Origin of the sequence: Nocardia sp. CA-129566 (assembly GCF_050956075.1) — a bacterium.
Lineage (GTDB): Bacteria > Actinomycetota > Actinomycetes > Mycobacteriales > Mycobacteriaceae > Nocardia.
In genome coordinates, this window is sequence record NZ_CP192085.1 from 904,022 (window position 1) to 924,735 (window position 20,714).

The following is a 20,714-nucleotide window of genomic DNA, read 5'->3' on the forward strand; positions in this document are numbered from 1 at the left end:
ATTCGTGGCACGGCAGGATGACGACCCCAGGGAGGGCCGCAGCTACGGCGGGCTGTCCAAGGAGCAGCGGGTGGCCCAGCGGCAGGCGCGACTCATCGATGCCGCGCTCGAATTATTCGGCACCCAGGGCTATGCGGCCACCTCGATCGAGCGGCTGTGTACCGTCGCGAATGTCTCCACGCGCAGTTTCTATGAGGATATGGGCAGCCGCGAGGCATTATTGATCGCACTGGTCAATCGCATTACCTCGCATGCGCTCGAACTGGCGTTGGACAGTATGGCGAAGACGGCGGGGCAACCGCTTTCCAGCCGGGTTGTCGACGGTTTCCGTGCCTATCTCGAGGTGACCTGTGCGGATCAGCGGACGGCGCGGGTGTGCTATGTCGAGGTGGTCGGTGTCAGTTCGGCGGTGGAGCAGTGGCGTGGGCAGCAGCGCCGTCTGCTGTCATCGCTGCTGATCAGCGAGGCCGAACGCGCTGTCGAGCGTGGCGAGACCAAGCCGCGGCGCTTCGATCTGTTCGCGATCGCGGTGATCGGCGCGGCGAATTCGCTGGCCCAGGAGTTGGTGCGGACCACCCACCCCGATGCCGAGGTATCGCTGGATGAAATATGCGAGGAGATCGCGTATTTCGTGAATTCCGGTCTCGCGCTGACCTGAATCGGCGCGCTGTTGAATTGTTTCTCCTGTATTTAGTTGTGGGTCAAGCATTTTCGCGTGGTCGCTACGCGGCTATGCGGGTTGGCTGACGGGTTGCGTAGCTGCCGCTACTTCATCCAGGCGCAGCTGGATCAGGCGTGGCCCGAGCCGATATGCAGGTAGGCGTCTGCCTGCCGTCATGTTGGTGATGGTGCGTGGGTGTGCTGTACGTTTGCTACGACGTCACGTTGCGTTCTATGCGTGTGAATCTCTCTCCGATCGTTGCTCATCATGCGGCCGACATTTCGGCCCTTCCCGTCCGCGTATGAATCCGACAGGAGACGAATATGAGCTTGGACAACACCGCACTCCTTGGTAGTCAGGGGCCCGACGAGTTGGTTCCGTCGCGCTACGCGCTGCGGGTCGGCGAGATCGAAGTGCTGGTGATCAGCGATGGGGTGCTACCGATATCGGCCACGACGTTGGCCACCAACGCCGACCCGGCCGACCTGGGGGCCTGGCTGGACGACATGTTCCTGCCGCCGGACGTGCTCGAGTGGCCGCTGAACGTGGTCGTGGTGCGTAGCGGCGGTCGGACCATACTCATCGACTCTGGGTTGGGGATGGAGTACCCGGACTTCCCGCGGGCCGGGCAGTTGGCCATGCGACTGGAGGCCGCCGGCATCGCTCCCGCATCCGTGACCGACGTGGTGCTCACCCACTTGCACATGGATCATGTCGGCGGGCTGCTCGCCGATGGACTGAGGAGTCGGCTGCGTCCGGACCTGCGGGTCCACCTGGCGGCCGCCGAGGCCGAGTTCTGGGCATCGCCCGATTTCTCCCGCACCTCCATTCCGCCGCCGGTGGTGGACGCGCTTCGGTCGGCCGCCTCGCGGTTCTTGGACGACTATCGCAGCCAGCTGCGGCCGTTCGAGGCGGAGTACGAGGTGGCGCCGGGAGTGCTCGTCAGTCGCACCGGCGGCCACACCCCCGGGCACAGCGTGGTCCGCTTGGCGTCCGGCGGCGACCGGCTGACGTTCGCCGGCGACGCCGTGTTCGCGGTCGGGTTCGACAGCCCCGAGTGGTACAACGGCTTCGAACACGACCCCGAGGAGGCTGCCCGCGTCCGCGTCCGTCTTTTGCGGGAGCTGGCGTCGACCGGCGAGCCGCTGGTGGCCACTCACCTGTCGTTCCCATCGGTCGGCCGGGTGGCGGTCGCCGGTGACGTCTTTCGTTGGGTACCGGCCTGGTGGGAATACTGACCGCTGTTACTCGTCGTTGCCATCGGCGCCGGGTGGATCCCCTCACCCGGCGTGCCGCATCCTGTCGCGGATCGCCGTGACCGCCGGGATGACGCGAGTCGCCGTATTGCGCAGTGCGATACCGGCCTTCGTCGCCGGAATGAGCATCGATGCCGCGGTGGCGACACCGTTGAGTTTGGGATCGACCAACACTCGGTGCCGGGTCTCATAGCGCCGGAATGCGGCCTCGTGATCCCCGGGTGTGGCCGCCAGTTCCTCGGCCAAGGTGTACGCACCGGCGATCGCGAGGGTGGAGCCGTCGCCGAACAGGGATACGCAGGACGCAGCGTCCCCGAGCAGTGCGATGCGTCCATTCGACCACCGCGACAGCTCGCCCTTGCTGACCGAATCGAAGAAGAGGTCGTCGGTATCGCGCACCCGATCCAGCAATTCGGGGACGCGCCAGCCCTGATCGGTGAATGCCTCGATGACGAGCCCCTTGTGCAGCTCGCTATCGCGGTGGTCGAATCCCGGTACGCCCCTGTGCCGGAACATGAATGCCGCCAGTGCCTGTCCGTTCGTCGGATGCACGGACAGTGCCCGTCCCGGTGTGTTGTAGATGAGTACCTCGCGGTCGCTGCCGAACGGCTCATCGATCCGCACCGTCGCGATGTAAATGCCCATATGCCGGACGAATTCGGACTCGTCGCCGAGGGTCAGGCGCCGCACCGTGGAATGCAGACCGTCCGCGCCGATGACGAAGTCGAAGCGGCGGGGTTCGGCGTGTTCGAAGGTGACATCGACGCCGTCGGCGTGCTGGCTCAGTCCGGTGATCGTGTCACCCCAAAGGAATTCGGCATTGCCGCGGCTGGCGTCGAGCAGGATCGCGGCGAGATCGGCTCGGGGGACCTCGACTTCGCGATCGCCCGCCGATCCCTGGAATGCCTTCAGGTCGACTCGGGCGACCCGGCGGCCGCTGGCATTGACGAAACTCATATGGGACACAGCCGAACTCGCGGCCCGCAGGCGCGCCATGATGCCCATCCGCTCGACCACATCGATGGCGGGCCCCTTCACATCGACCGGATTTCCACTCGAGCGCTGGCCCGTGGCCCGCTCGACCACCGTCACGTGCAAGCCGCGCTCGGCCAGCCAGTACGCCAGCGTCGATCCACCGATACCCGCGCCGGAGATCAGCACCGTCTTGTTCATGACATCACCTTTCGGCTAAGCGGACGAATTTCGTCCGGTTAGCCAGGAGCGTACAGTAAGCGGAAGGATTTCGTCCACTTAGTCTGGGAGGTGAGGGCCACGGCCGCGCTGAAGAGGGCCGATGCCAGGAACAATCGGGACCAGATCATCGCCGCGACGCTGGTGACGTTCCGAGAGCAGGGCGTCGATGTGCCCATGAAGGAGATCGCCGACCGAGCCGGTGTCGGTGTCGGCACGCTGTACCGGCACTTTCCCGATCGGGATGCGCTGATCGCCGAGACCGCCCAGTCCTACCTGGCGGATCTGGCGCAGTCGGCGGCCACGGCCTTGGCCGAGGAGGGTGCGGCGTGGCCCGCGCTTTCGCGGTTTCTGCACGACTGTGCGCAGCGGCGGGTCGGGGGGCTGGCCGCGGCGATCGAACCCAATTTGCATGCCGAGATTCAGGCGGATCCGCGATTGCACGAGGTGCGGGGGCGGATTGTCGAGCTGATTGCGCGGATGACCGAACAGGCGCAGCAGGACGGTGACATGCGTTCCGATATCGAGCCGGGACAGGTCGCGGCGCTGATGACCCTGCAGATCTATACCCGAGCGGGGGAATCGTATGCGGCGGCCGTGCATCGGGTCGTCGAGATCGTGCTCGACGGATTGCGGGCGCGGTGATGTGGGTGTCCGGCTTGGCAATACGGCGACCGAATCTCTACCGTCGGCGCGTGCCTGTGGTCAGATTATTTGCGTGCATGGAAAAACGGCAGGTCACCCGCGTGACCGGGAGGGCCTGAGATGACCGGACCGACGGATCGGCCGCAGCGGTGGAACCGACTGCTGGAACTGCTCGCCGACTCCGGGCGGCTCTCGGTCGAGGAGGCCGCCGAACGCCTCGGGGTATCACCGGCGACGGTACGCCGCGATTTCACCGCACTCGCCGAACAGCAGTTGGCGACCCGAACCCACGGCGGCGTCGTCGCGACGTCGATCGCCTACGACCTACCCGCCCGCTACCGGCAGGGCGGCGGTGCGGCCAAGCAGCGGATCGCCGAACACGCTGCGGGACTTATCGAACCGAGTGCGGTGGTCGGGATGAACGGCGGCACCACGACCACCGCGGTGGCGCGCGCGCTGGCCGGACGGACCGACCTGGTGAATGCCAGCGGAGATCAGCTGACCATCGTCACCAATGCACTCAATATCGCTGGGGAAATGGTCCTGCGACCCCATATGCGCACCATTGTGCTCGGCGGTGTCGCCCGGCGCGAATCCTATGAGCTGCACGGCCCGCTAGCCGAACGCGCATTGGCCGAATTGCGTTTGGACGCACTGATTCTCGGAGTGAACGCGATATCGGCCGAGGGCGGTGCGCAGTGCCGCCACATCGACGAAGCCGGGGTGACGACCGAGATGGTGCGGCGCTCGGGCCAGGTAATGGTCGTCGCGACCGCCGACAAGCTCGAACGTTCGGCACTGGCCCGCATCTGCGGCATCGAGCAGGTCGACGTGCTGGTCACCGATGCGGACGCGAATCCGGATGCGGTGGCGACGATTCGGGCGGCGGGGGTTCGGGTCGACATCGTTTGATCCGGCGTAGTCGAAGGTGTTGTCACCCGGTACATCTGTGCGCCACTGGAACCGAGCAGTCCGATCGGGAACACCTTGCCGCGCTGCTCGGCCGAGTACCAATTCGCCGGGCACGCGGCCGAACTCGGCTATCGGTTCGACCGAACCGCCGATGCGGCGGGCACGCGAAGCCCCTGAAGCACCGATGCATGCGGATCCCGACCGGGTGCGGATTCAGAGGATCGCGGGTAGTCCGAAGCTCGGAAAGAGGGTGGTGTCGACGAAGACGGTGATCCGGTCGATGGCTGCCTCGCGCAGGGTGAGCAGGTGGATGGAGTGTGCCCGGTAGATGTCATTGTCGTCGCGCAGGTAGTAGGCCACGGCGGGCTGGGTATTGGCCGAGGTCGGTATGCCGCGCCAGCGGTCCGGTGCCGAACCGCATTTATCGGCGAAGAATGCGACCACATCCGCACGTCCGGCGAACCAGAGCAGGGCGGGCGGCATTTCGAGCACCACGTCATCGCGCAGCAGCTCGGCGAATTCGGCCATGTCGGCATTGCCGAAGGTGGACATGTACCGATCGATCACGGCGCGTTCGTCCGGGCTCAGGGATTCCGACATCAGGTCGATCATCGGGGCGTCCTTCTCCAATTGGGCGCGGGCGCGCTGCAATGCGCTGTTGACGGCGGCGGTGGAGGTTTCGAGCAGGTCGGCGACCTCGGCGGCGGACCAGGCGAGCACGTCTCGCAGGATCAGCACCGCGCGCTGGCGGGCGGGCAGATATTGCAGCGCCGCGATGAACGCCAGCCGGATGCCGCTGCGGGCGGCGACCACGGTCGCCGGATCGTCGGCCGACGTACCGAGTAGGGCATCGGGAATCGGCTCGACCCAAGGGATTTCGGGATGTTTGCGCGGCTTGGTGACCAGAGTGTCGCTCGGACCGACCAGCCCGGTGGGCAGTGCCCGTCTGCCGCGCTGTTCGAGCGCGGTCAGACAGGCATTGGTGGCGATCCGGTACAGCCAGGTGCGCAGCGAGGCCCGCTGTTCGTCATAGCGATCGGCCGAGCGCCAGGCCCGCAGCATCGTCTCCTGCACCAGATCCTCGGCATCATGGATCGAGCCGAGCATCCGATAGCAGTGCGCCAGCAGCTCGGGCCGCAATGACGCTGTGCGCGCGGCGAAGTCCGCACCGGCCGTCATGGGGGCATAACCTACCGCGGATGTGCGGTGATCGGTGCTGGTCATGAGGCTGCTCCGAGCCGCTCGGCGGTATCAGCGGAGATGTCCTGCGGGGTCGGCGCGCCGCCGGGAATCAGTAGGCCGATCCCGGCCCCGGCCAGGGCGAGTGCGGCGGCGGTGCCGATCGCACCGACGAAACCGTCGCTGAACGCCTGCACCGAATCCAGCCCGCCGATGGCCGCGAAAACCGCTGCGGGCACGGCGATGCCGAAGGCGCCGCCGAGTTGGCGCAGGGTATTGAAGGTGCCGGAGGCAGCGCCGATGGCAGGTAGCGGGACGGCACGGAGCACGGCACTCTGGGCCGCCGGTATCGCCATCGATACGCCGATACCGGAGATCACGAAGGGCGCAATCAGCGCGGGGTACGACAGTTCGGGGGATGCGGTGAGGGCGATCCAGCCGTAGCCGATGGCCTGCATGAGCAATCCGGTGACAATGAGCGCTCGCTCGCCGAATCGGTTGACCTGCTTACCCGCGATCGGTGCTACCAGGAACAGCGTCACGGTCCACGGCGCCAACCGCAGACCCGCGCCGAGCGGCCCATTGTGCTGCACCAACTGCAGGAACTGCGTGAAGAAGAACGCGCCGCTGAAAATCGAGGCGAACAGCAGCAATCCCACCGCATTGCCCGCCGAGAACGCTCGGGATCCGAACCAGCGCATCGGAATCAGCGGCGTGGGAGTACGCAGCTCCCATCGCACGAATCCGGCCAGCGCCACCGCTGCCACCGCGAATGCGCCGACGACTTCGCCACTGGCCCAACCGGATTCATTGCCCCGGACCAGACCCCAGACCAGTCCGAATGCCGCGACGCTCACCAGCGCGATACCGCGATAGTCCACTGCGCGCGCCGCGCCGAAACTTTCGCTCAGCCGGGTCGCGATCAGCGGCACCAGCACCGCACCGATCGGAACGTTCAGCCAAAAGATCCACTGCCAGGCCAGCCCCTGCACCACCGCGCCGCCGACGAGTGGTCCGCCGAGCGTGGCCAAACCGGTGACGGCCGTGAACAATCCGAGCGCCCGTGTCCGCTGTTCGGGCCCGAATGCCGCCGAGAGCAGTGACATCGCCACCGGCAGCACCGCGGCCGCGCCGATGCCCTGTGCGGCACGCGCCGCGATCAACCAGCCCAGGCCCGGCGCCAGCGCACACCCGACCGATGCCACGCCGAACAGCACCAGCCCGACCATCAGCACGCGTCGGCGGCCGTACCGGTCACCGAGCGCGGCGCCCGCCATCAGCAATACCGCGAAACTCAAGTTATAGGCATTGATGGTCCATTCCAACTGCGCGATCGACGCATGCAGATCGCGCTGTATCGAGGGCAATGCGGTGGTGACGACCAACGCGTCGAGCGTGATCATCAGTGCCGCCAGTGATGTCAGCGCCAGTACCCAGCGCTGCCCAACAGTCATTTTCATCGTGAATGCACTCCTCCGATGGGTTGTGCGGGTACATACCGGCGCCGCGGCGCCGATTCATCGGAGGTTGCGAAACTAATTTCGGGCGGGGGCGAGTTCGGTGGCCACGGGTGCCGCGATCGTGCGCATGGTCCGCACCCAGACCGCGAAGCCCCAGGCGACGAAGCCCGCATAGATCAGGTAGAGGGTCGCCGACGGGTAGTAGCCCGCCTTCAGCAGCAATGGCACACCGACGAGATCGACGGCGATCCAGATGAGCCAGAATTCGGCGAGACCGCGTGCCATGCCGTAGGTCGCCAGCACAGATCCGGTGAAGATCCAGGCCTCCGCCCACGGCCCATAGGAACCGATCACGGCGAACAACTGGGCGAACGCGGCCGTCCCTACCAGCATCGCGGCCACCAGCAGCAGGCGTTCACGCCCGCTGGCCCAGCGCGGCACGACACCACGGTGTTCGAGCCCGGTTTCGGTACGAGCGTACTGATACCAACGCCACCACCCGTACCCACTGACCGCGATGAACATCAACTGCCGCCCCGCCTGCCCCGCCATATTCAGATGCTGCGGAGTATTGAAGACCCCACCGACAAAAACAGTGAACAACAGCCCATTGCCCGCAACCCCGACCGGCCACGCCCACACCCGCCGCCGCATCCCCCCAACAGCCGAAGCCAGCCCGAAACCATTCCCGATAACCTCGCGCCAAAGAACCTCCGACCCCGCAATATCCACCTTGGCATCGAGCACCGCAACAAATGCGTTCACCCCCGCTGTAACCCGCCTCACCCAACATCTCATCCCAACCAACGAATTCGAAGCACCCAGATCAAAATGCCCCCACCCCTCGCCAGGCCCCCACCAGCCAAACCCACACCAGGGCTTTCACGCATACCTTCGCGTTCGGGCGACGGCGTTTCGCGCGGCGAGTCGGTGTGCGAGGTATGAGAAAGGTTTGCGAGGCCCCATGTTCGCCGTGCAGTCGAGGCGGTTCAAATGCCGCCGCAGTGGTCCGTCCAGGGATTGCGTAGAGGTGGCGTTCCTCGAAGGGGCAAAGTCGGCCTCCGTGACTCCAAGAACCTGACCGGCCCGGCGCTGGTCTTCACCCCTGGCGAGGGGGACGCCTTCACCGTTGGCGTACCAAACGGCGGGTTCGATCGCCGGTAGCGGTATCGCGCGAATGCCGAAGCTGCCCTCAGCTTTTCGACATTGGGGGCCGCTTTTGTATTGACGGTGTCGAGTGATCGGCCAGTCGATCGATGTGGGCAGCGAGCACCACACAAGTGAGGCGTTCCTGACTGCGGCGCCCCGGTCCACGTAACGATTGCGCAATCTGGGGTGGCGATTCGCAATATCCGTGCAACGACGTGCTCCTAGTGTTTGGAGTCATGAGCACGGCGAGCGGTACCGAGGAGCCCACCGGGGGGACGGGCATCCACATCAGCGGTTTGACGAAGACGTTCCGGGTCGGCCGGAAGACGGTGCAGGCGCTGGACGCGGTGGATCTGCACACCGAACAGGGGGCGTTCCTGTCCCTGCTCGGCCCGTCGGGCTGCGGTAAGTCGACGGTGCTGCGCATCCTGGCCGGACTGGAGACCCCGACCGCGGGCAAGGCGCTCATCGACGGTGAGACCCCCGCCCAGCTGCGCAGCCGCCATGAACTCGGCATCGCCTTCCAGGATTCGGCGCTACTGCCGTGGCGGTCGGTCGAATCCAATATCAAGCTGCCCTTGCAGGTCGCGGGCATCTCCCCGGATCCGGGGCTGATCGCGGATCTGGTCGAGCTGGTCGGGCTGGAGGGTTTCGAGAAGGCCAAACCGGCGCAGCTGTCCGGCGGTATGCGCCAACGTGTTTCGATCGCCCGTGCCCTGGTCGTGAAGCCGACCGTGCTGTTGCTCGACGAGCCCTTCGGTGCACTCGACGATATGACCAGGCAGCGGCTGAATCTGGAACTGCTGCGGATCTGGACCGAGAAACCCGCGACCACACTGATGGTCACGCACGGCATCGCGGAGGCGGTATTCCTCTCCGATGTCGTCGCGGTGATGAGTCCGCGGCCGGGCCGGGTGCTGGAGTTGGTGAAGATCGACCTGCCGCGCCCCCGCACACCCGAGATGATGCGCACCCCGGAATTCCACAAGCTGCACGACTATCTATCGGAGTTGCTGTTCGGAAAGTCCGGCAAGGGTGGTGTCGCATGAGCGAATCGCAGCGCGTCCGCCTGGAACGGTCCGTGAGGTGCGGGCATGAATGACAACCGAGAACCGCGATGGCATGACCTGACCAGATGCCAGGCCCACGCACGCCCAGGGTGGCAGCGGGTCGCTCGACATCAGCCGCCGCGCGCGTCGGTGGTGTGCCGCCGCCGACCGGGAGGCGCGTCATGAAAAGGATCGGTGGACTGATCGGCGTCCTGGGCTTGGTCGCGGTGTGGTGGCTGCTGGCCGCGATGGAGGTCGCCGGCGGCACGATCCCCAGTCCGTGGACCGTCCTTCACACCATGTACACCGACGGCTGGGATCTCTACGGCCCCAACTTCCGGATCACCGCGCTGGGCGCGTTCAAGGGATTCGTGTGGGGCAATGCGCTGGCCATCGGGCTCGCGTTCCTCATCGTGTTGATCCCGTGGATCGAACCGCTGGCCACCCAGTTGGCCATCCTCAGTTACTGCATCCCGTTGCTCGCGCTCGGTCCGATCATCCTGGTGGTCTTCGGCGGGCGCACTCCGACGGTCTTCCTCGCGGCGATGTACTGCTTCTTCACCACCATGGTCGGAACCGTCACCGGACTGCGCTCGGCCGATGTCGCCAGCCTCGATCTGGTGCGGGCTTATGGCGGCGGTCGTTGGCAACAGCTCTACCGGGTGCAGGCGATCGCGGCGCTGCCGAATATGTTCGCGGCGTTGAAGATTGCCGCGCCCTCGGCCGTGCTGGGCGCGATCATCGGTGAGTACCTGGGCGGCGTGGACAGCGGCATCGGCGTCGCACTGACCGCCGCCCAAACCGCGTATAACGTGCCGCGCACCTGGGGGATGGCATTGGCCGCCGCCGCACTCGCGGGGCTCGGCTACGCGATCGTCGCGGCGGTCGCCCGATTGGTCACCCCGTGGACCGCGCAGGAGGCGAGATGAGCCGCGCACAATTGGCGCTCGGCGGTCGCACGATGAATTCGGGCGGTGAGCTGGCGCGCGTCGGGCCAGTGGGTGCGCGACGGGCGGCACAGTGCGAGACCACGCTCCGCTGCGGGGCCCGTTCGGAGGAGTGCCATGGCTGACGAACTTGCGCCGATGGACAAAGTGACCACGGCCGTTGCGCAGAGCCCGCGGCCCCAACGCAGTGCCGCCGCCGGGACGTTCGACGTGCTGAGTCGTCTCGGGCGCTTCCTGTTTCCCCTCATCACCGCGCTGCTGCTGATGCTGGTGATCTGGTACGTCTTCCTGAAGGCCTTCCCGCAGGTCGGGCGCCGGGTCGGCAAGACGCCGACCGACGTATGGAAGTACCTGTTCAACTCCTCGGGCGCACATGCCGCCCGGCAGGCGATCTTCGACGATCTGCAGATCACCCTGCGCGATGCGGCCATCGGATTCGGCGTCGGCATGCTGGCGGCGCTCGTGGTCGCCGCGCTGTTCGTCTCGTTCTCGGTGGTCGAGCAGACGTTCATGCCGGTCGCCATGCTGCTGCGGTCGGTGCCCCTGGTGGCGCTGACGCCGATCATCGTGCTGGTATTCGGGCGCGGGCTGGCCGGTGTGACGGTGCTCGCGGCGATCGTCGTGTTCTTCCCGGCGCTGGTGATGATCATGGCCGGACTGCGCAACGCACCGCGTCAGGCCATGGATCTGGTGGCGGCCTACGGCGGGTCCCGCTGGACCGGACTGCGCATGGTCGCCGTCCCCGCCGCATTGCCTTCGGTCTTCGCGGCCGCGCGGATCTCGGTACCGGGCGCGCTGATCGGCGCGCTGCTCGGGGAGTGGCTCGGTAGCGGAACCGGGTTGGGGGCCAGCCTGATTCGCGCCATCCCGACATTCCAATACAACAAACTGTGGGCCTCGATCGTGATCGTGACCATCGTCTCGGTGCTGTTGTACGCGATCGTCGGCGTCATCGAAAATCTGGTCCTGGCCCGGTTCGGCCCCGAGGCGGGCCGCCGCTGACCGGTTAGTTTTTCGCAAATCAGCGCTCGGAACGTCAAAGTAAAGAAATTGAAACGGAATCCCCCTAGATTCGGCCCATGACACCCGTGCAACGCTCTTCGTTCGGGCCGAACCTGAACCGGCGATCCCTGTTTCGTTACTCCGCGCGGGCTGGCGCCGCATTAGGCGGTGCGAGCCTATTGGCCGCATGTGGCGATGATTCGAAAGACTCGTCCGGCGGGTCGGTGGCGGACGGATCCAAGTACGGTTCCGTCGCGATCCAGCTGTCCTGGCTGAAGAACATCGAATTCGCGGGCGAGTACTTCGCCGATTCCAAGGGCTACTACAAGGAGGCCGGATTCGGCTCGGTGAATCTGATCGCCGGTGGCGCCGCGAGCACCTCGGTCGAGGCGGGCCTGGACACCGGCAAGGTCTGGCTCGGCACCTCCGCGCCGCAGACCACCGCGCCCGCCATCCTGGAGGGCCTGCCCGCCAAGATCGTCGCGACCACCTATCAGAAGAACCCGTTCTGCATCGTCAGCTCCGCCGCCAAGCCGATCAAGACCCCGCAGGACATGAAGGGCCGCAAGATCGGTGTGCAGGACACCAACCAGCTGATCTTCAACGCCCTGCTGACCGCCAACGGTATGAAGCCCGGCGATGTCACCATCGTGCCCGCGCAATACGATCCGACACCGCTGGCCAACGGCGAGGTCGACGGCTGGGTCAGCTATGTCACCAATGAGCCGATCACCTTGACCGCCAAGGGATTCGAGAATACGAACTTCCTGTTCGCCGACTACAACCTGCCGCTGGTCGCCGAGACCCTGACGGTCAAGCAGTCCACCATCGATAAGGAACGGGACAAGCTGAAGGCCTTCCTGATCGCCGAGATCAAGGGCTGGAAGGACGCGGTCGCGAATCCGGCCGAATCCGCCCGGCTCGCGGTCGAGGTGTACGGCAAGGATCAGAAGCTCGATCTCTCCGAGCAGACCAAGGAGGCGACCGCGCAGAACGGCCTGGTGGTGTCGGCGGATTCGACCGCCAATGGTCTGCTGACCATGACCGATCAGCTGATCGAGCAGAATATCGCCGCGCTGCGCACTGCCAAGATCGATATCAAGGCCGACCAGCTGTTCGACCTGTCGGTGTTGCGCGAGGTGTATGCGGAGAATCCCGGTCTGAAGTAGTGCTCCGCGGCTAGAGCGCTATCGAGGCATTGGCCGAATATGCGCCGAATTCCGGTATGGCATCGGCTTTTTCGGTGGCCTGCTGCCCGGTCTCATAAGACCGGGCGGCAAGCAGTTCGGCGGTGATGGACACGGCGACCTCGGCGGCGGTGCGCGCCCCGATATCGAGACCGGCGGGGGAGTGCAGGCGGGCGAGTGTCGCGTCGTCGAAGCCGCCTGCCTTCAGGTCTTCGATGCGCCGGGTGTGTGCCGACCACGATCCGTTGGCGGCCAGATAACCCAGCTCGGGTAGTCGCAGCGCCACGGTGAGCAGTGGGATCTCGAATTTCGGATCGTGTCCGAGTACGACGATCGCGGTGCTGTTATCGATCTCGCCGGCCGCCGCGAGCGTGTTCAGATACCGGTGCGGCCAGTCGACGACCACCTCGGCGCCGGGAAAGGCATCGGGGGTTGCGAAGGTGTCGCGGGAGTCGCAAATGGTGACGCGGTAGCCGAGCAATTTGGCCTGCACGGTGAGTGCCGCGGCGAAGGCATTGGCACCGAAGATGATCATTCGCGGCGGCGGCGGGAACGAGGCGACGAATACATCGGATTCCGGTAGTGCGAGGAGTTCGGTCGCATGCCGTTTCGGGGTGACCAGGTGCTGTCCGATCAGATCCGGGTCCGGATTCCACACCACGGTGAATACCGTGACCCGGCGGTGCGCGGCGATTTCCGCGGCGATGGTGGGGAATTCCGGAAAGTCGCGGCGGGAGAACGGCTCCACGAAAACATCGACCATCCCGCCGGAGTCCAGCCCCGGCTCGCCCGGTGGCACCCCGAAGCGCTGCAATCCGCGTCTACCGGTGCGCGCGGCCTCGGTGGCCGCAGTGATCACGGTCGCCTCGACGGTGCCGCCCAATACCGAGCCGTAGACCGCGCCATTGGCATCTATCAGGATCGATGTGCCCACCGGCAACGGTCCGGAACCCACAGTGCGCACGATGGTGGCCAGTCCGCCGGTCCGGCCGGAATGCCATACCCGCAATAGGTCGTCGACGATGTCGCGCATCTGTTCAGCTCCGCTCACGCGTGCGGCGTGGCCGGGAAGTCACGATCATCGCCTGTCGCCAAATCGTCGCACGTGACGCACACCATATCGTTATTACCGGCCAAATAGGTCCGGGCGCCGGAATCTCTTACGGCTGCTTGATAAACCGAGGTCCAATGCTTGTGGGATATGACAACGGGGTGTCCTGGTGTGGCGTGGAACACAGCGCGGGCAAGGCCGGTCGGCGCGGCGAAGGCGGCGGCGGTGACCCGGGCGACGACATCCGCGCCGACATCGGGGGTATCCACCGGCATGATCGCGATGTAATCGGCGGGCGTGCCCGCGGCCGCCCGCAGGCCCGCGCGCAGGGAGGCGCCGAGGCCGGTCGCCCAGTCCGCGGCCCACACATAATCGGTGCCATCGGGTAGGTCGACGGCCGTCGGGGCCGGTCCGGTCGCGCCGAGTACCACGATCACCGGATCGCAGCCGCCATCGCGCAGCGCCGCCACCGCCGACCGCAGCCACGCGCCGCCCTCGGCCAGTGCCTTGGGCATCCCGTACCGCGTCCCGGCGCCCGCGGCCAGGACGATGCCAGCGCAGACCGGATCGGGCGCCGTGCCGTCGGATACCACCATGATCGAGACGGTAGTCCGGCCGTGTAGCCGGTGGGTTACGGAAAGATGGTGTGACATCGACGGTCGCGGGTAAACGACACGCCGGAGGTGATCTATCTCGTTCGACTGGCGACCGGGGTGGTCGTATTCGATGCTGGTCCGATGACAGAGGACCGAGTCGGCCTCGCGGAGTTCAATGGGCTGCCGGAGTCGGCGGCCGTGGCGGCCGTGCTCGGGTGTTGCTCGTCGCCGGTCTGGGCGCGGTCGCTGGTCGCCGCGCGGCCGTATGCCGATATCGACGCGGTCTGCGACGCGGCCGATGCGGTGCTCGCGGAATTGTCCGAGGACGAGATCGATCGCGCGCTCGACGGACATCCGCGCATCGGCGCCCGGCCCGATACCGCGGCGTCGGCGCGCGAGCAGGCCGGAGTGGCCGAGGCCGAGGACGCGGTGCGGGCCGGGCTCGCCGAGGGCAATCTGGCCTATGAGGAGAAGTTCGGCCACATCTACCTGGTGTGCGCGGCCGGTAAGTCCGGTGCGGAGCTGCTCGAATTGCTCACCGCCCGGCTCGGCAATGATCCGGAGACCGAAAGGCGGGTTATGCGAACGGAATTGGCGAAGATCAACCGGATCAGGCTCGGCCGACTGCTGGGGGAGTCGGCGTGAGCGAGCCAACCATGGGCACGGTCGCGGCGGAACCGAGCGCTAGCGAGGTGGAGCCATGAGCACGCTGAGTACGCATGTGCTCGATGCCGTCGCGGGTGTGCCCGCGGCCGGTATCGCGGTGGTGCTCCATCGCGACGCCGAGGTGCTCGGTTCGGGAACCACCGATGACGACGGCCGCATCGCAGCGCTCGGCGCGGAATTGTCGCCCGGCACCTATCGGCTGGTGTTCGACACCGGCTCCTACTTCGCGCAGCGCCGGATCGAATCGTTCTATCCGGAGGTCTGCGTCACCTTCGTTGTCATCGAGGAGCGGCACTACCACGTCCCGTTGTTGTTGTCGCCCTTCGCCTTTTCCACCTATCGAGGGAGCTGAGCCATGGAGCTGACCGGGCCGATCGTGCTGTCGGACAACCGATACGGCAAGGCGGAGAACCGAATCGTCCGGATCTACCGGGACGGCGCGCGCCACGAGATCCGCGATGTGAACATATCCACCGTGCTGCGCGGTGATTTCGCCGACGCCTATGTCGCCGGTGACCAGTCGAAGGTGCTGCCGACCGATACCCAGAAGCAGACCGCGTACGCGTACGCGAAAAAGCCTGGGCTGCAGCCGATCGAGGATTACGCACTGGCGCTGGCCGCGCATTTCGTCGATGAGATCGATCCGGTGCGCAGTGCGCGCATCGAGGTCGACGAATATGCCTGGCAGCGGGTCACCGTCGATGGCGGCGAGCACGACCACACCTGGGTGCGGCAAGGCCCCGAGGTGCGGACCGCGGCGGTCACCGTCGCGGGTAAGGGCGACCAGCAGCGGGCCTGGGTCATCGGTGGGGTGAAGGATCTGGTGATCCTCAAGTCGACCGGTTCGGAGTTCGCCGACTTCCTCACCGACGAATTCACCGTGCTGGCGCCGACCCGCGACCGGATGCTCGCGACCTCCTTGGTCGCGCAGTGGCGCTTCGCCGACAGTACCGGGGTGGACTGGGATGCGGTGTACGCGGGAGTTCGGCAGCGCATGGTCGAGGTCTTCGCGACGCTGCACTCCAAGGCCCTGCAGCAGACGCTGTTCGAGATGGGCAAGGCCGCGCTGGCGGCGTATCCGGTGCTGGCCGAGATCCGGCTGGCCGCACCCAATAAGCATCACTTCGACTATGACCTGGGCCGATTCGGTATCGAGAACCACGGCGAGGTCTACCATGCCGATGATCGGCCCTACGGACTCATCCACGCCACCGTGCGACGCGAAGATGCTCCGGAAGCCGGACCGGCATGGATACCGTAGGCGCATGACGACAACGACGGTCATCGACGGGTGCGCCGTGGCAACTGTCGACCCGAACGGCACCGAATACCGGCGCGGCCATGTGACGGTGCTCGGCAACCGGATCACCGCGGTAGGCGCGGGCGACGCGCCCGATCTCGGCGCGGATGTGCACCGGATCGATGGCCGTGGCTGCCTGCTCACGCCGGGCCTGGTCAATACCCACCACCATCTCTACCAATGGATCACCCGGGGTCTGGCGGCGGACAACACCCTGTTCGAATGGCTCACCACGCTCTACCCGATCTGGGCGGGCATCGATGAGGATGCGGTGCGCGTCGCCGCGACCGGTGCGCTCGCGACGCTGGCGCGCACCGGGTGCACCACGACCACCGACCACCACTACGTCTTCCCGCACGCGGGCGGCGACCTGCTGGGCGCGGAGATCGCCGCGGCCGCCGAGGTCGGATTGCGGTTCCAGCCGTGCCGCGGCTCGATGGATCTCGGGCAGAGCTCGGGTGGGCTGCCACCCGAGCAGGTGGTGGAAACCCTCGACGCGATTCTCGCCGCGAGCGCGGATGCCGTTGCGCGCTGGCATGATCCGTCGTTCGACTCGATGCTGCGGATCGCGCTCGCACCCTGTTCGCCGTTCTCGGTGACGACCGAGTTATTGCGTGAATCCGCTTTGCTGGCACGCGATCTCGGAGTGCGCCTGCATACCCATCTGGCCGAGACGCTCGACGAGCAGGAGTTCTGCGCGGCGAAATTCGGCTGCACACCGGCGCAGTACCTGGAGCGGCTGGGCTGGCTCGGTTCGGATGTCTGGTACGCGCACGGCATCCACCTCGATGATGAAGCCATCGCCACCATGGCGAAAACCGGTACCGGAGTGGCACATTGCCCCACTTCGAACGCCCGCATCGGTGCCGGTATCGCGCGCACCGCGGATCTGGTCGCGGCCGGGGTGCCGGTCGGACTCGGTGTGGACGGTTCGGCGAGCAATGAATCCAGTTCGATGATCGAGGAGCCGCGCAACGCGCTGCTGTACGCCCGCGCCAGGGGCGGGCCACGTGCGATCAGTACGCGAAAGGCCTTGGAACTGGCCACCATTGGCGGGGCCCGGCTACTCGGGCGCGCTGCCGAGATCGGTTCGATCGAACCGGGTAAGCTCGCCGATCTCGCGCTGTGGCGGCTCGATACGCCCGCACACGCGGGCATCGACGATCCGGTGACCGCATTGATCCTCGGCTCCGCGCCGCCGCTTGCCGCGTTGATCGTCAACGGGCGCACGGTCGTTCGCGATGGCGAGGTGCGCACTGTCGACGAGGAGAAGGTCGGCGGCGAGGTCGCTCGGGCCCAGGCGGCGCTCGTCGCGAAGGCGGGGTAGCGCCCGCACGGGCGGTCGCGTTCGTATCGAGCGAGCCTGATCCATCACCCGGCGGTTTGCTCACCCATATCGGCTCTTGCTCGGTTGAGCAAGGCGCGCTATGGTTTTGCTTGTGCGAGCAATTGATGGCTTGGATAAGCAAAGCGGACGGACCTTCACCGAGACCGCGCGCCGCGCGCAGATCGTGGAGGCCGCGATCGAGGTGATCGCCGAGGTCGGGTATCCGAACGCATCGTTTGCGAAGATCGCCAAGCAAGCGGGGCTGAGCAGTACCGGCATGATCTCCTACCACTTCGAGGGCAAGGATGATCTGATCCGCGAGGTGGCCACCGAGATCGTGCGCGTGAATACGGAATTCGTCGTCGCCAAGCTCGACGCCGAGACCGGGTATACCGCTCGGCTACGCGCCTGGTTCACGGCCAACCTGGCACTGCTCGGCGAGTACCCCCGACATCAGCGGGCGCTGGCGAGCATCATCGCCAACATCCGTCCCGACGACCCGCAGAAGTTCGGCCTGGTCGGGCATCTCGCCGAGATCACCCGGTTCGAGGAGAAGTGGATGCGAGAAGCCCAGCGGGCCGGGGCATTTCGCGACTTCGATCCCACCTTCATGGTGCTGGCGATCCGGGGCGCGCGGGAGGCGGCCATTGCCCGAGCCGGTGTCGACCCCGACTTCGATACCGAGGCCTGTGCCCGCGAACTGGCCGACCTGTTCGATTACGCCACACGGAGGCAATCGTGATCACGACCGGAGCCGAGACGAACCAGCACCGATCGACTGCGGTGGATCGCACGTCGCGGCAGAAGAACGCCGCTGTGCGCCGCCTCATCGCCCGGCAGCTGATTGTCGAACTGGTGCTGCCGATCGGCGGCTACTACGGGTTGCGCGCGGCCGGGGTGAATCCGTGGCTGGCGCTGATCGCGCCCGCCGCGCTCACCGTGCCATTCCTCGCCTACCAGGCGATCCGGCAGCGTCGCGTCGACACGGTTGCGCTGTTCACTCTCACCATGATCGTGGTGGGCGCGGTGATGTCGCTGGTGACCGGCGATCCCCGCACCCTGATGGTGCGTGACAGCTGGATCTTCGGCGTGCTGGGCCTATGGATCTTGGCCACTCTGTGCACCCAGCAGCCCTTCATCCGCACCACTTCCCGCGCGATCGTCACCGTGAAGATCGGCGAGGAAGGCTACCGGCAGTGGGATGCCCGCTGGCACGACGACGCCGAATTCCGTAGCCAGCTGCGGGTGCTGACCGCGGTCTGGGGTGCCACCTTCACCGGGGACGCGCTGCTGCGTGTCGCGCTCGCCTACACGCTGCCGATCGATTCGGTGCCGCTGGTGAGCAGCCTGCAATGGCTGGTAGTCCTTGCCGGGCTATGGACGTTCCACACCGTCTACGTCACCAGAAAAGGGCTGAAAGTCTGAGCTGGTGTGTCCGGTAGCGAGCGCGACGCCATGCTCCGTGCTGCGTCGAGAGTGCCTGTGCTATCGGCAATTTCGAGTATTTCTGACGTCACTGAAGTCGATACCTGCGTGGAGGAAGAATGAAGGCGCGCTATTTTGTCGGGGCCGCGGTCGCCGTTGCGACGGTTTCACTGGCGAGCGGCGGTGTCGCCTCGGCCGCCGATCTCGACCCCGCGCCGTATCTGGTCGGTGACACGGTCTATTTCAGCTACGGAAATATGGCGAGCTGCGCGATGCACCCGAATGGCGATGTCGGGTGCGACATACAGCCCAACACGGCGCGCTGGTTCGGCATTCTGCCGGTTACCGATTTGGCCATCGATCTGCCGTTCCTGCCCGCGCATCCGACGTTCGGTCAGCACGGTATGGCGGGCAGCCCGGGTTTGGCTCTCGATCCGCCGACCTCCACCAACCCGTATCCCGGCAACGCCACCATCAGCTACGGCGGAGCCACCTGTGTCGGTTCCGGCTCCCGTGCCGAACTCAGCTGCCGGTCCAAGGGCCACAGCTTCGCGTTCGGCTTCGGTGGGACCCAGGTCAGCTGAGCGGGGCCGAAACCATCTGCGTCACCTGAACATTGGACACAGTCCGAGCCATTGGCGCGACGGCACACCGACCCAGTCGAATGCCATTGCCGTGCCGGGCGCCGAGTCAAAGGGACGAGAATCGTGACCACCACCTTGACCGACCGCTACGTTGCCGCCGTCGTCCGCCGGGTATCCGATCAGCATCGTCGTGCTGTCGAGCAGAAGTTACGCGCGACGATCGCTGTTAACACCGAAGCTCGTGTCGCACTCGGTGAGGTCCCGGACCAAGCCGAATACGCGACACTCGCAGATCTGGGCCATCCCGCGCGTCGCGCGACACTGTATGCGGATCGGGCTGCCGTGCTCATCGGCCCGGAAACGTACCCCGACTACGTGCGCGCGCTGGGTGTGCTCTGTGCGATCGTGCTGCCGGTCGTGTACATCCTGAACGACATCGGCTACTGGGCGCGCGGAGAAGGCGTGTGGGCCGTGCTCTTCGGCCCGGTCGGAATCACCCTGACCGCGGCGATGTACCTCGTCGTCTGCGTGACCGTCGTGTTCGTGATCATGGACCGGGCGGGCAATAAGCAGCGCGGCGGTACCGATTCCACACAAGTGTGGACACCGGATGCGCTTCGCGAGTAGCGGCTGGGAAGCGGCGCACGTGAAGCGTAGATGGTCGTCGGTTCGCGCTTGCGGCGTCGAAATCGCTTCTCACCGGTGTCGCTACAGCAGCACCGGATCGATCTCGCCACGGACCGGTGACATCCCGTCCGGCTGTTGCCGACCCACCGTGATCCCGCGCATGCGAGCCCGGTGGTTGGCATCGGTGAGCCGGCCATCGGGGTTCAGATGGGCCAGGATCCGGTCGCCGAGCTTGCCGATACCATCCGGCGATCCGGATCGCGCCAACTCGGCCAGAATCTGCTCGGTCGCCTCCCGATCCGTCGGGTGCGGATCAGGCCGGATCGGTCTCGGGCCGAGTGCTGATCCGATGGGTCCGGCTAGTTGCCGCAGCTAAGGCGAATGTCCTGATCAGACGGTATTGCTGGATACTGGAACAGAGACGTCTCGGACTGCGCGGCTTGGCGTGGAGGGCGCGGGTGCTCGATTCGGCGGGGTAACGGCCGCGCAACCTGGGGCGG

Annotated in this window: 24 protein-coding genes; 17 read left to right on the top strand and 7 right to left on the bottom strand. The window is 66.1% G+C overall.

Annotated elements, in window-relative coordinates; all coding sequences use genetic code 11:
• The first annotated feature begins 4 nt into the window (after positions 1 to 4).
• The gene (locus tag ACQP0C_RS04215; RefSeq protein WP_433730739.1) at positions 5 to 658 is read left to right on the top strand and encodes a TetR/AcrR family transcriptional regulator; all 654 of its coding nucleotides are present in this window, start codon (positions 5 to 7) and stop codon (positions 656 to 658) included.
• A gap of 326 nt (positions 659 to 984) precedes the next feature.
• A complete protein-coding gene (locus ACQP0C_RS04220; protein WP_433730741.1) occupies positions 985 to 1,899 on the top strand; it encodes an MBL fold metallo-hydrolase in 915 nt (304 codons plus the stop codon).
• Positions 1,900 to 1,941: 42 nt separating this feature from the next.
• Here ACQP0C_RS04220 and ACQP0C_RS04225 read toward each other — a convergent pair whose 3' ends face one another.
• Positions 1,942 to 3,090: an FAD-dependent monooxygenase gene (locus ACQP0C_RS04225; RefSeq protein ID WP_433730743.1), complete on the bottom strand. Its 1,149-nt coding sequence runs from the start codon at positions 3,088 to 3,090 to the stop codon at positions 1,942 to 1,944.
• 90 nt (positions 3,091 to 3,180) lie between these two features.
• On the opposite strand from ACQP0C_RS04225, the gene ACQP0C_RS04230 reads away from it, so the two are divergent.
• Positions 3,181 to 3,753, top strand: coding sequence for a TetR/AcrR family transcriptional regulator (locus tag ACQP0C_RS04230; RefSeq protein ID WP_433730745.1), 573 nt, complete (start codon positions 3,181 to 3,183; stop codon positions 3,751 to 3,753).
• A gap of 120 nt (positions 3,754 to 3,873) precedes the next feature.
• Entirely contained in the window at positions 3,874 to 4,665 is a 792-nt protein-coding gene (locus tag ACQP0C_RS04235; RefSeq protein WP_433730747.1) for a DeoR/GlpR family DNA-binding transcription regulator, read from the top strand.
• A gap of 213 nt (positions 4,666 to 4,878) precedes the next feature.
• On the opposite strand, the gene ACQP0C_RS04240 is transcribed toward ACQP0C_RS04235, so the two are convergent.
• The 3 genes from ACQP0C_RS04240 to pnuC form a co-directional block, all read right to left on the bottom strand.
• On the bottom strand, positions 4,879 to 5,889 hold the full coding sequence (locus tag ACQP0C_RS04240; RefSeq protein WP_433730749.1) for a sigma-70 family RNA polymerase sigma factor: 1,011 nt from the start codon (positions 5,887 to 5,889) through the stop codon (positions 4,879 to 4,881).
• Complete coding sequence (locus ACQP0C_RS04245) at positions 5,886 to 7,304, bottom strand: MFS transporter (protein WP_433730751.1); 1,419 nt, start codon at positions 7,302 to 7,304, stop codon at positions 5,886 to 5,888. Before ACQP0C_RS04245 ends, ACQP0C_RS04240 begins: the two co-directional genes overlap by 4 nt.
• Positions 7,305 to 7,379: 75 nt before the next feature.
• On the bottom strand, positions 7,380 to 8,069 hold the full coding sequence (gene pnuC / locus ACQP0C_RS04250) for a nicotinamide riboside transporter PnuC (RefSeq protein ID WP_433730753.1): 690 nt from the start codon (positions 8,067 to 8,069) through the stop codon (positions 7,380 to 7,382).
• 228 nt (positions 8,070 to 8,297) lie between these two features.
• Between pnuC and ACQP0C_RS04255 the strand changes: the two genes are divergently transcribed.
• The 5 genes from ACQP0C_RS04255 (at position 8,298) to ACQP0C_RS04275 (ending at position 12,620) form a co-directional block, all read left to right on the top strand.
• Entirely contained in the window at positions 8,298 to 8,468 is a 171-nt protein-coding gene (locus ACQP0C_RS04255) for a DUF397 domain-containing protein (protein WP_433730755.1), read from the top strand.
• Positions 8,469 to 8,689: 221 nt separating this feature from the next.
• Positions 8,690 to 9,502, top strand: coding sequence for an ABC transporter ATP-binding protein (locus tag ACQP0C_RS04260; protein ID WP_433730757.1), 813 nt, complete (start codon positions 8,690 to 8,692; stop codon positions 9,500 to 9,502).
• A gap of 182 nt (positions 9,503 to 9,684) precedes the next feature.
• On the top strand, positions 9,685 to 10,431 hold the full coding sequence (locus ACQP0C_RS04265; protein WP_433682371.1) for an ABC transporter permease: 747 nt from the start codon (positions 9,685 to 9,687) through the stop codon (positions 10,429 to 10,431).
• Between the two features lie 282 nt (positions 10,432 to 10,713).
• Positions 10,714 to 11,451, top strand: a complete 738-nt coding sequence (locus ACQP0C_RS04270; RefSeq protein WP_433734426.1) for an ABC transporter permease — start codon at positions 10,714 to 10,716, stop codon at positions 11,449 to 11,451.
• Positions 11,452 to 11,528: 77 nt separating this feature from the next.
• Complete coding sequence (locus ACQP0C_RS04275) at positions 11,529 to 12,620, top strand: ABC transporter substrate-binding protein (RefSeq protein ID WP_433730759.1); 1,092 nt, start codon at positions 11,529 to 11,531, stop codon at positions 12,618 to 12,620.
• 10 nt (positions 12,621 to 12,630) lie between these two features.
• On the opposite strand, the gene ACQP0C_RS04280 is transcribed toward ACQP0C_RS04275, so the two are convergent.
• Complete coding sequence (locus tag ACQP0C_RS04280; RefSeq protein ID WP_433730761.1) at positions 12,631 to 13,671, bottom strand: XdhC family protein; 1,041 nt, start codon at positions 13,669 to 13,671, stop codon at positions 12,631 to 12,633.
• A 14-nt stretch (positions 13,672 to 13,685) separates the two neighbouring features.
• On the bottom strand, positions 13,686 to 14,285 hold the full coding sequence (locus ACQP0C_RS04285) for a nucleotidyltransferase family protein (protein WP_433730763.1): 600 nt from the start codon (positions 14,283 to 14,285) through the stop codon (positions 13,686 to 13,688).
• Between the two features lie 141 nt (positions 14,286 to 14,426).
• Here ACQP0C_RS04285 and uraD point away from each other — a divergent pair, with 141 nt between their 5' ends.
• From uraD to ACQP0C_RS04325, 8 genes are all read left to right on the top strand, one after another.
• The gene (gene uraD / locus ACQP0C_RS04290) at positions 14,427 to 14,930 is read left to right on the top strand and encodes a 2-oxo-4-hydroxy-4-carboxy-5-ureidoimidazoline decarboxylase (protein WP_433730765.1); all 504 of its coding nucleotides are present in this window, start codon (positions 14,427 to 14,429) and stop codon (positions 14,928 to 14,930) included.
• Positions 14,931 to 14,985: 55 nt separating this feature from the next.
• Positions 14,986 to 15,303 (top strand): hydroxyisourate hydrolase, encoded by a 318-nt coding sequence (gene uraH / locus ACQP0C_RS04295; RefSeq protein WP_433730767.1) that lies wholly within the window; start codon positions 14,986 to 14,988, stop codon positions 15,301 to 15,303.
• Between the two features lie 3 nt (positions 15,304 to 15,306).
• On the top strand, positions 15,307 to 16,212 hold the full coding sequence (gene pucL / locus ACQP0C_RS04300) for a factor-independent urate hydroxylase (protein ID WP_433730769.1): 906 nt from the start codon (positions 15,307 to 15,309) through the stop codon (positions 16,210 to 16,212).
• Between the two features lie 4 nt (positions 16,213 to 16,216).
• A complete protein-coding gene (locus ACQP0C_RS04305) occupies positions 16,217 to 17,578 on the top strand; it encodes an 8-oxoguanine deaminase (protein WP_433730771.1) in 1,362 nt (453 codons plus the stop codon).
• A gap of 112 nt (positions 17,579 to 17,690) precedes the next feature.
• Complete coding sequence (locus tag ACQP0C_RS04310) at positions 17,691 to 18,320, top strand: TetR family transcriptional regulator (RefSeq protein ID WP_433730773.1); 630 nt, start codon at positions 17,691 to 17,693, stop codon at positions 18,318 to 18,320.
• Positions 18,317 to 19,003, top strand: a complete 687-nt coding sequence (locus tag ACQP0C_RS04315) for a VC0807 family protein (protein WP_433730775.1) — start codon at positions 18,317 to 18,319, stop codon at positions 19,001 to 19,003. Before ACQP0C_RS04310 ends, ACQP0C_RS04315 begins: the two co-directional genes overlap by 4 nt.
• A 119-nt stretch (positions 19,004 to 19,122) precedes the next feature.
• Positions 19,123 to 19,587 carry a hypothetical protein gene (locus ACQP0C_RS04320; RefSeq protein WP_433730777.1) on the top strand — a complete coding sequence of 155 codons (465 nt, stop codon included), beginning with the start codon at positions 19,123 to 19,125 and terminating at the stop codon, positions 19,585 to 19,587.
• A gap of 123 nt (positions 19,588 to 19,710) precedes the next feature.
• Complete coding sequence (locus tag ACQP0C_RS04325; protein ID WP_433730779.1) at positions 19,711 to 20,214, top strand: hypothetical protein; 504 nt, start codon at positions 19,711 to 19,713, stop codon at positions 20,212 to 20,214.
• 81 nt (positions 20,215 to 20,295) lie between these two features.
• On the opposite strand, the gene ACQP0C_RS04330 is transcribed toward ACQP0C_RS04325, so the two are convergent.
• Positions 20,296 to 20,586: a DUF222 domain-containing protein gene (locus ACQP0C_RS04330; RefSeq protein ID WP_433734427.1), complete on the bottom strand. Its 291-nt coding sequence runs from the start codon at positions 20,584 to 20,586 to the stop codon at positions 20,296 to 20,298.
• Between the last annotated feature and the right edge of the window lie 128 nt (positions 20,587 to 20,714).

Coding starts and splice junctions, on each gene's coding strand:
- ACQP0C_RS04320 (WP_433730777.1), top strand. CDS start 19,123: ATGAAGGCGCGCTATTTTGTCGGGGCCGCGGTCGCCGTTGCGACGGTT.
- ACQP0C_RS04220 (WP_433730741.1), top strand. CDS start 985: ATGAGCTTGGACAACACCGCACTCCTTGGTAGTCAGGGGCCCGACGAG.
- ACQP0C_RS04255 (WP_433730755.1), top strand. CDS start 8,298: ATGCCGCCGCAGTGGTCCGTCCAGGGATTGCGTAGAGGTGGCGTTCCT.
- ACQP0C_RS04265 (WP_433682371.1), top strand. CDS start 9,685: ATGAAAAGGATCGGTGGACTGATCGGCGTCCTGGGCTTGGTCGCGGTG.
- ACQP0C_RS04270 (WP_433734426.1), top strand. CDS start 10,714: ATGCTGGTGATCTGGTACGTCTTCCTGAAGGCCTTCCCGCAGGTCGGG.
- ACQP0C_RS04240 (WP_433730749.1), bottom strand. CDS start 5,889: ATGACCAGCACCGATCACCGCACATCCGCGGTAGGTTATGCCCCCATG.
- ACQP0C_RS04225 (WP_433730743.1), bottom strand. CDS start 3,090: ATGAACAAGACGGTGCTGATCTCCGGCGCGGGTATCGGTGGATCGACG.
- uraD (WP_433730765.1), top strand. CDS start 14,427: ATGACAGAGGACCGAGTCGGCCTCGCGGAGTTCAATGGGCTGCCGGAG.
- ACQP0C_RS04235 (WP_433730747.1), top strand. CDS start 3,874: ATGACCGGACCGACGGATCGGCCGCAGCGGTGGAACCGACTGCTGGAA.
- ACQP0C_RS04285 (WP_433730763.1), bottom strand. CDS start 14,285: ATGGTGGTATCCGACGGCACGGCGCCCGATCCGGTCTGCGCTGGCATC.
- ACQP0C_RS04260 (WP_433730757.1), top strand. CDS start 8,690: ATGAGCACGGCGAGCGGTACCGAGGAGCCCACCGGGGGGACGGGCATC.
- uraH (WP_433730767.1), top strand. CDS start 14,986: ATGAGCACGCTGAGTACGCATGTGCTCGATGCCGTCGCGGGTGTGCCC.
- ACQP0C_RS04245 (WP_433730751.1), bottom strand. CDS start 7,304: ATGAAAATGACTGTTGGGCAGCGCTGGGTACTGGCGCTGACATCACTG.
- ACQP0C_RS04305 (WP_433730771.1), top strand. CDS start 16,217: ATGACGACAACGACGGTCATCGACGGGTGCGCCGTGGCAACTGTCGAC.
- ACQP0C_RS04280 (WP_433730761.1), bottom strand. CDS start 13,671: ATGCGCGACATCGTCGACGACCTATTGCGGGTATGGCATTCCGGCCGG.
- ACQP0C_RS04275 (WP_433730759.1), top strand. CDS start 11,529: ATGACACCCGTGCAACGCTCTTCGTTCGGGCCGAACCTGAACCGGCGA.
- pucL (WP_433730769.1), top strand. CDS start 15,307: ATGGAGCTGACCGGGCCGATCGTGCTGTCGGACAACCGATACGGCAAG.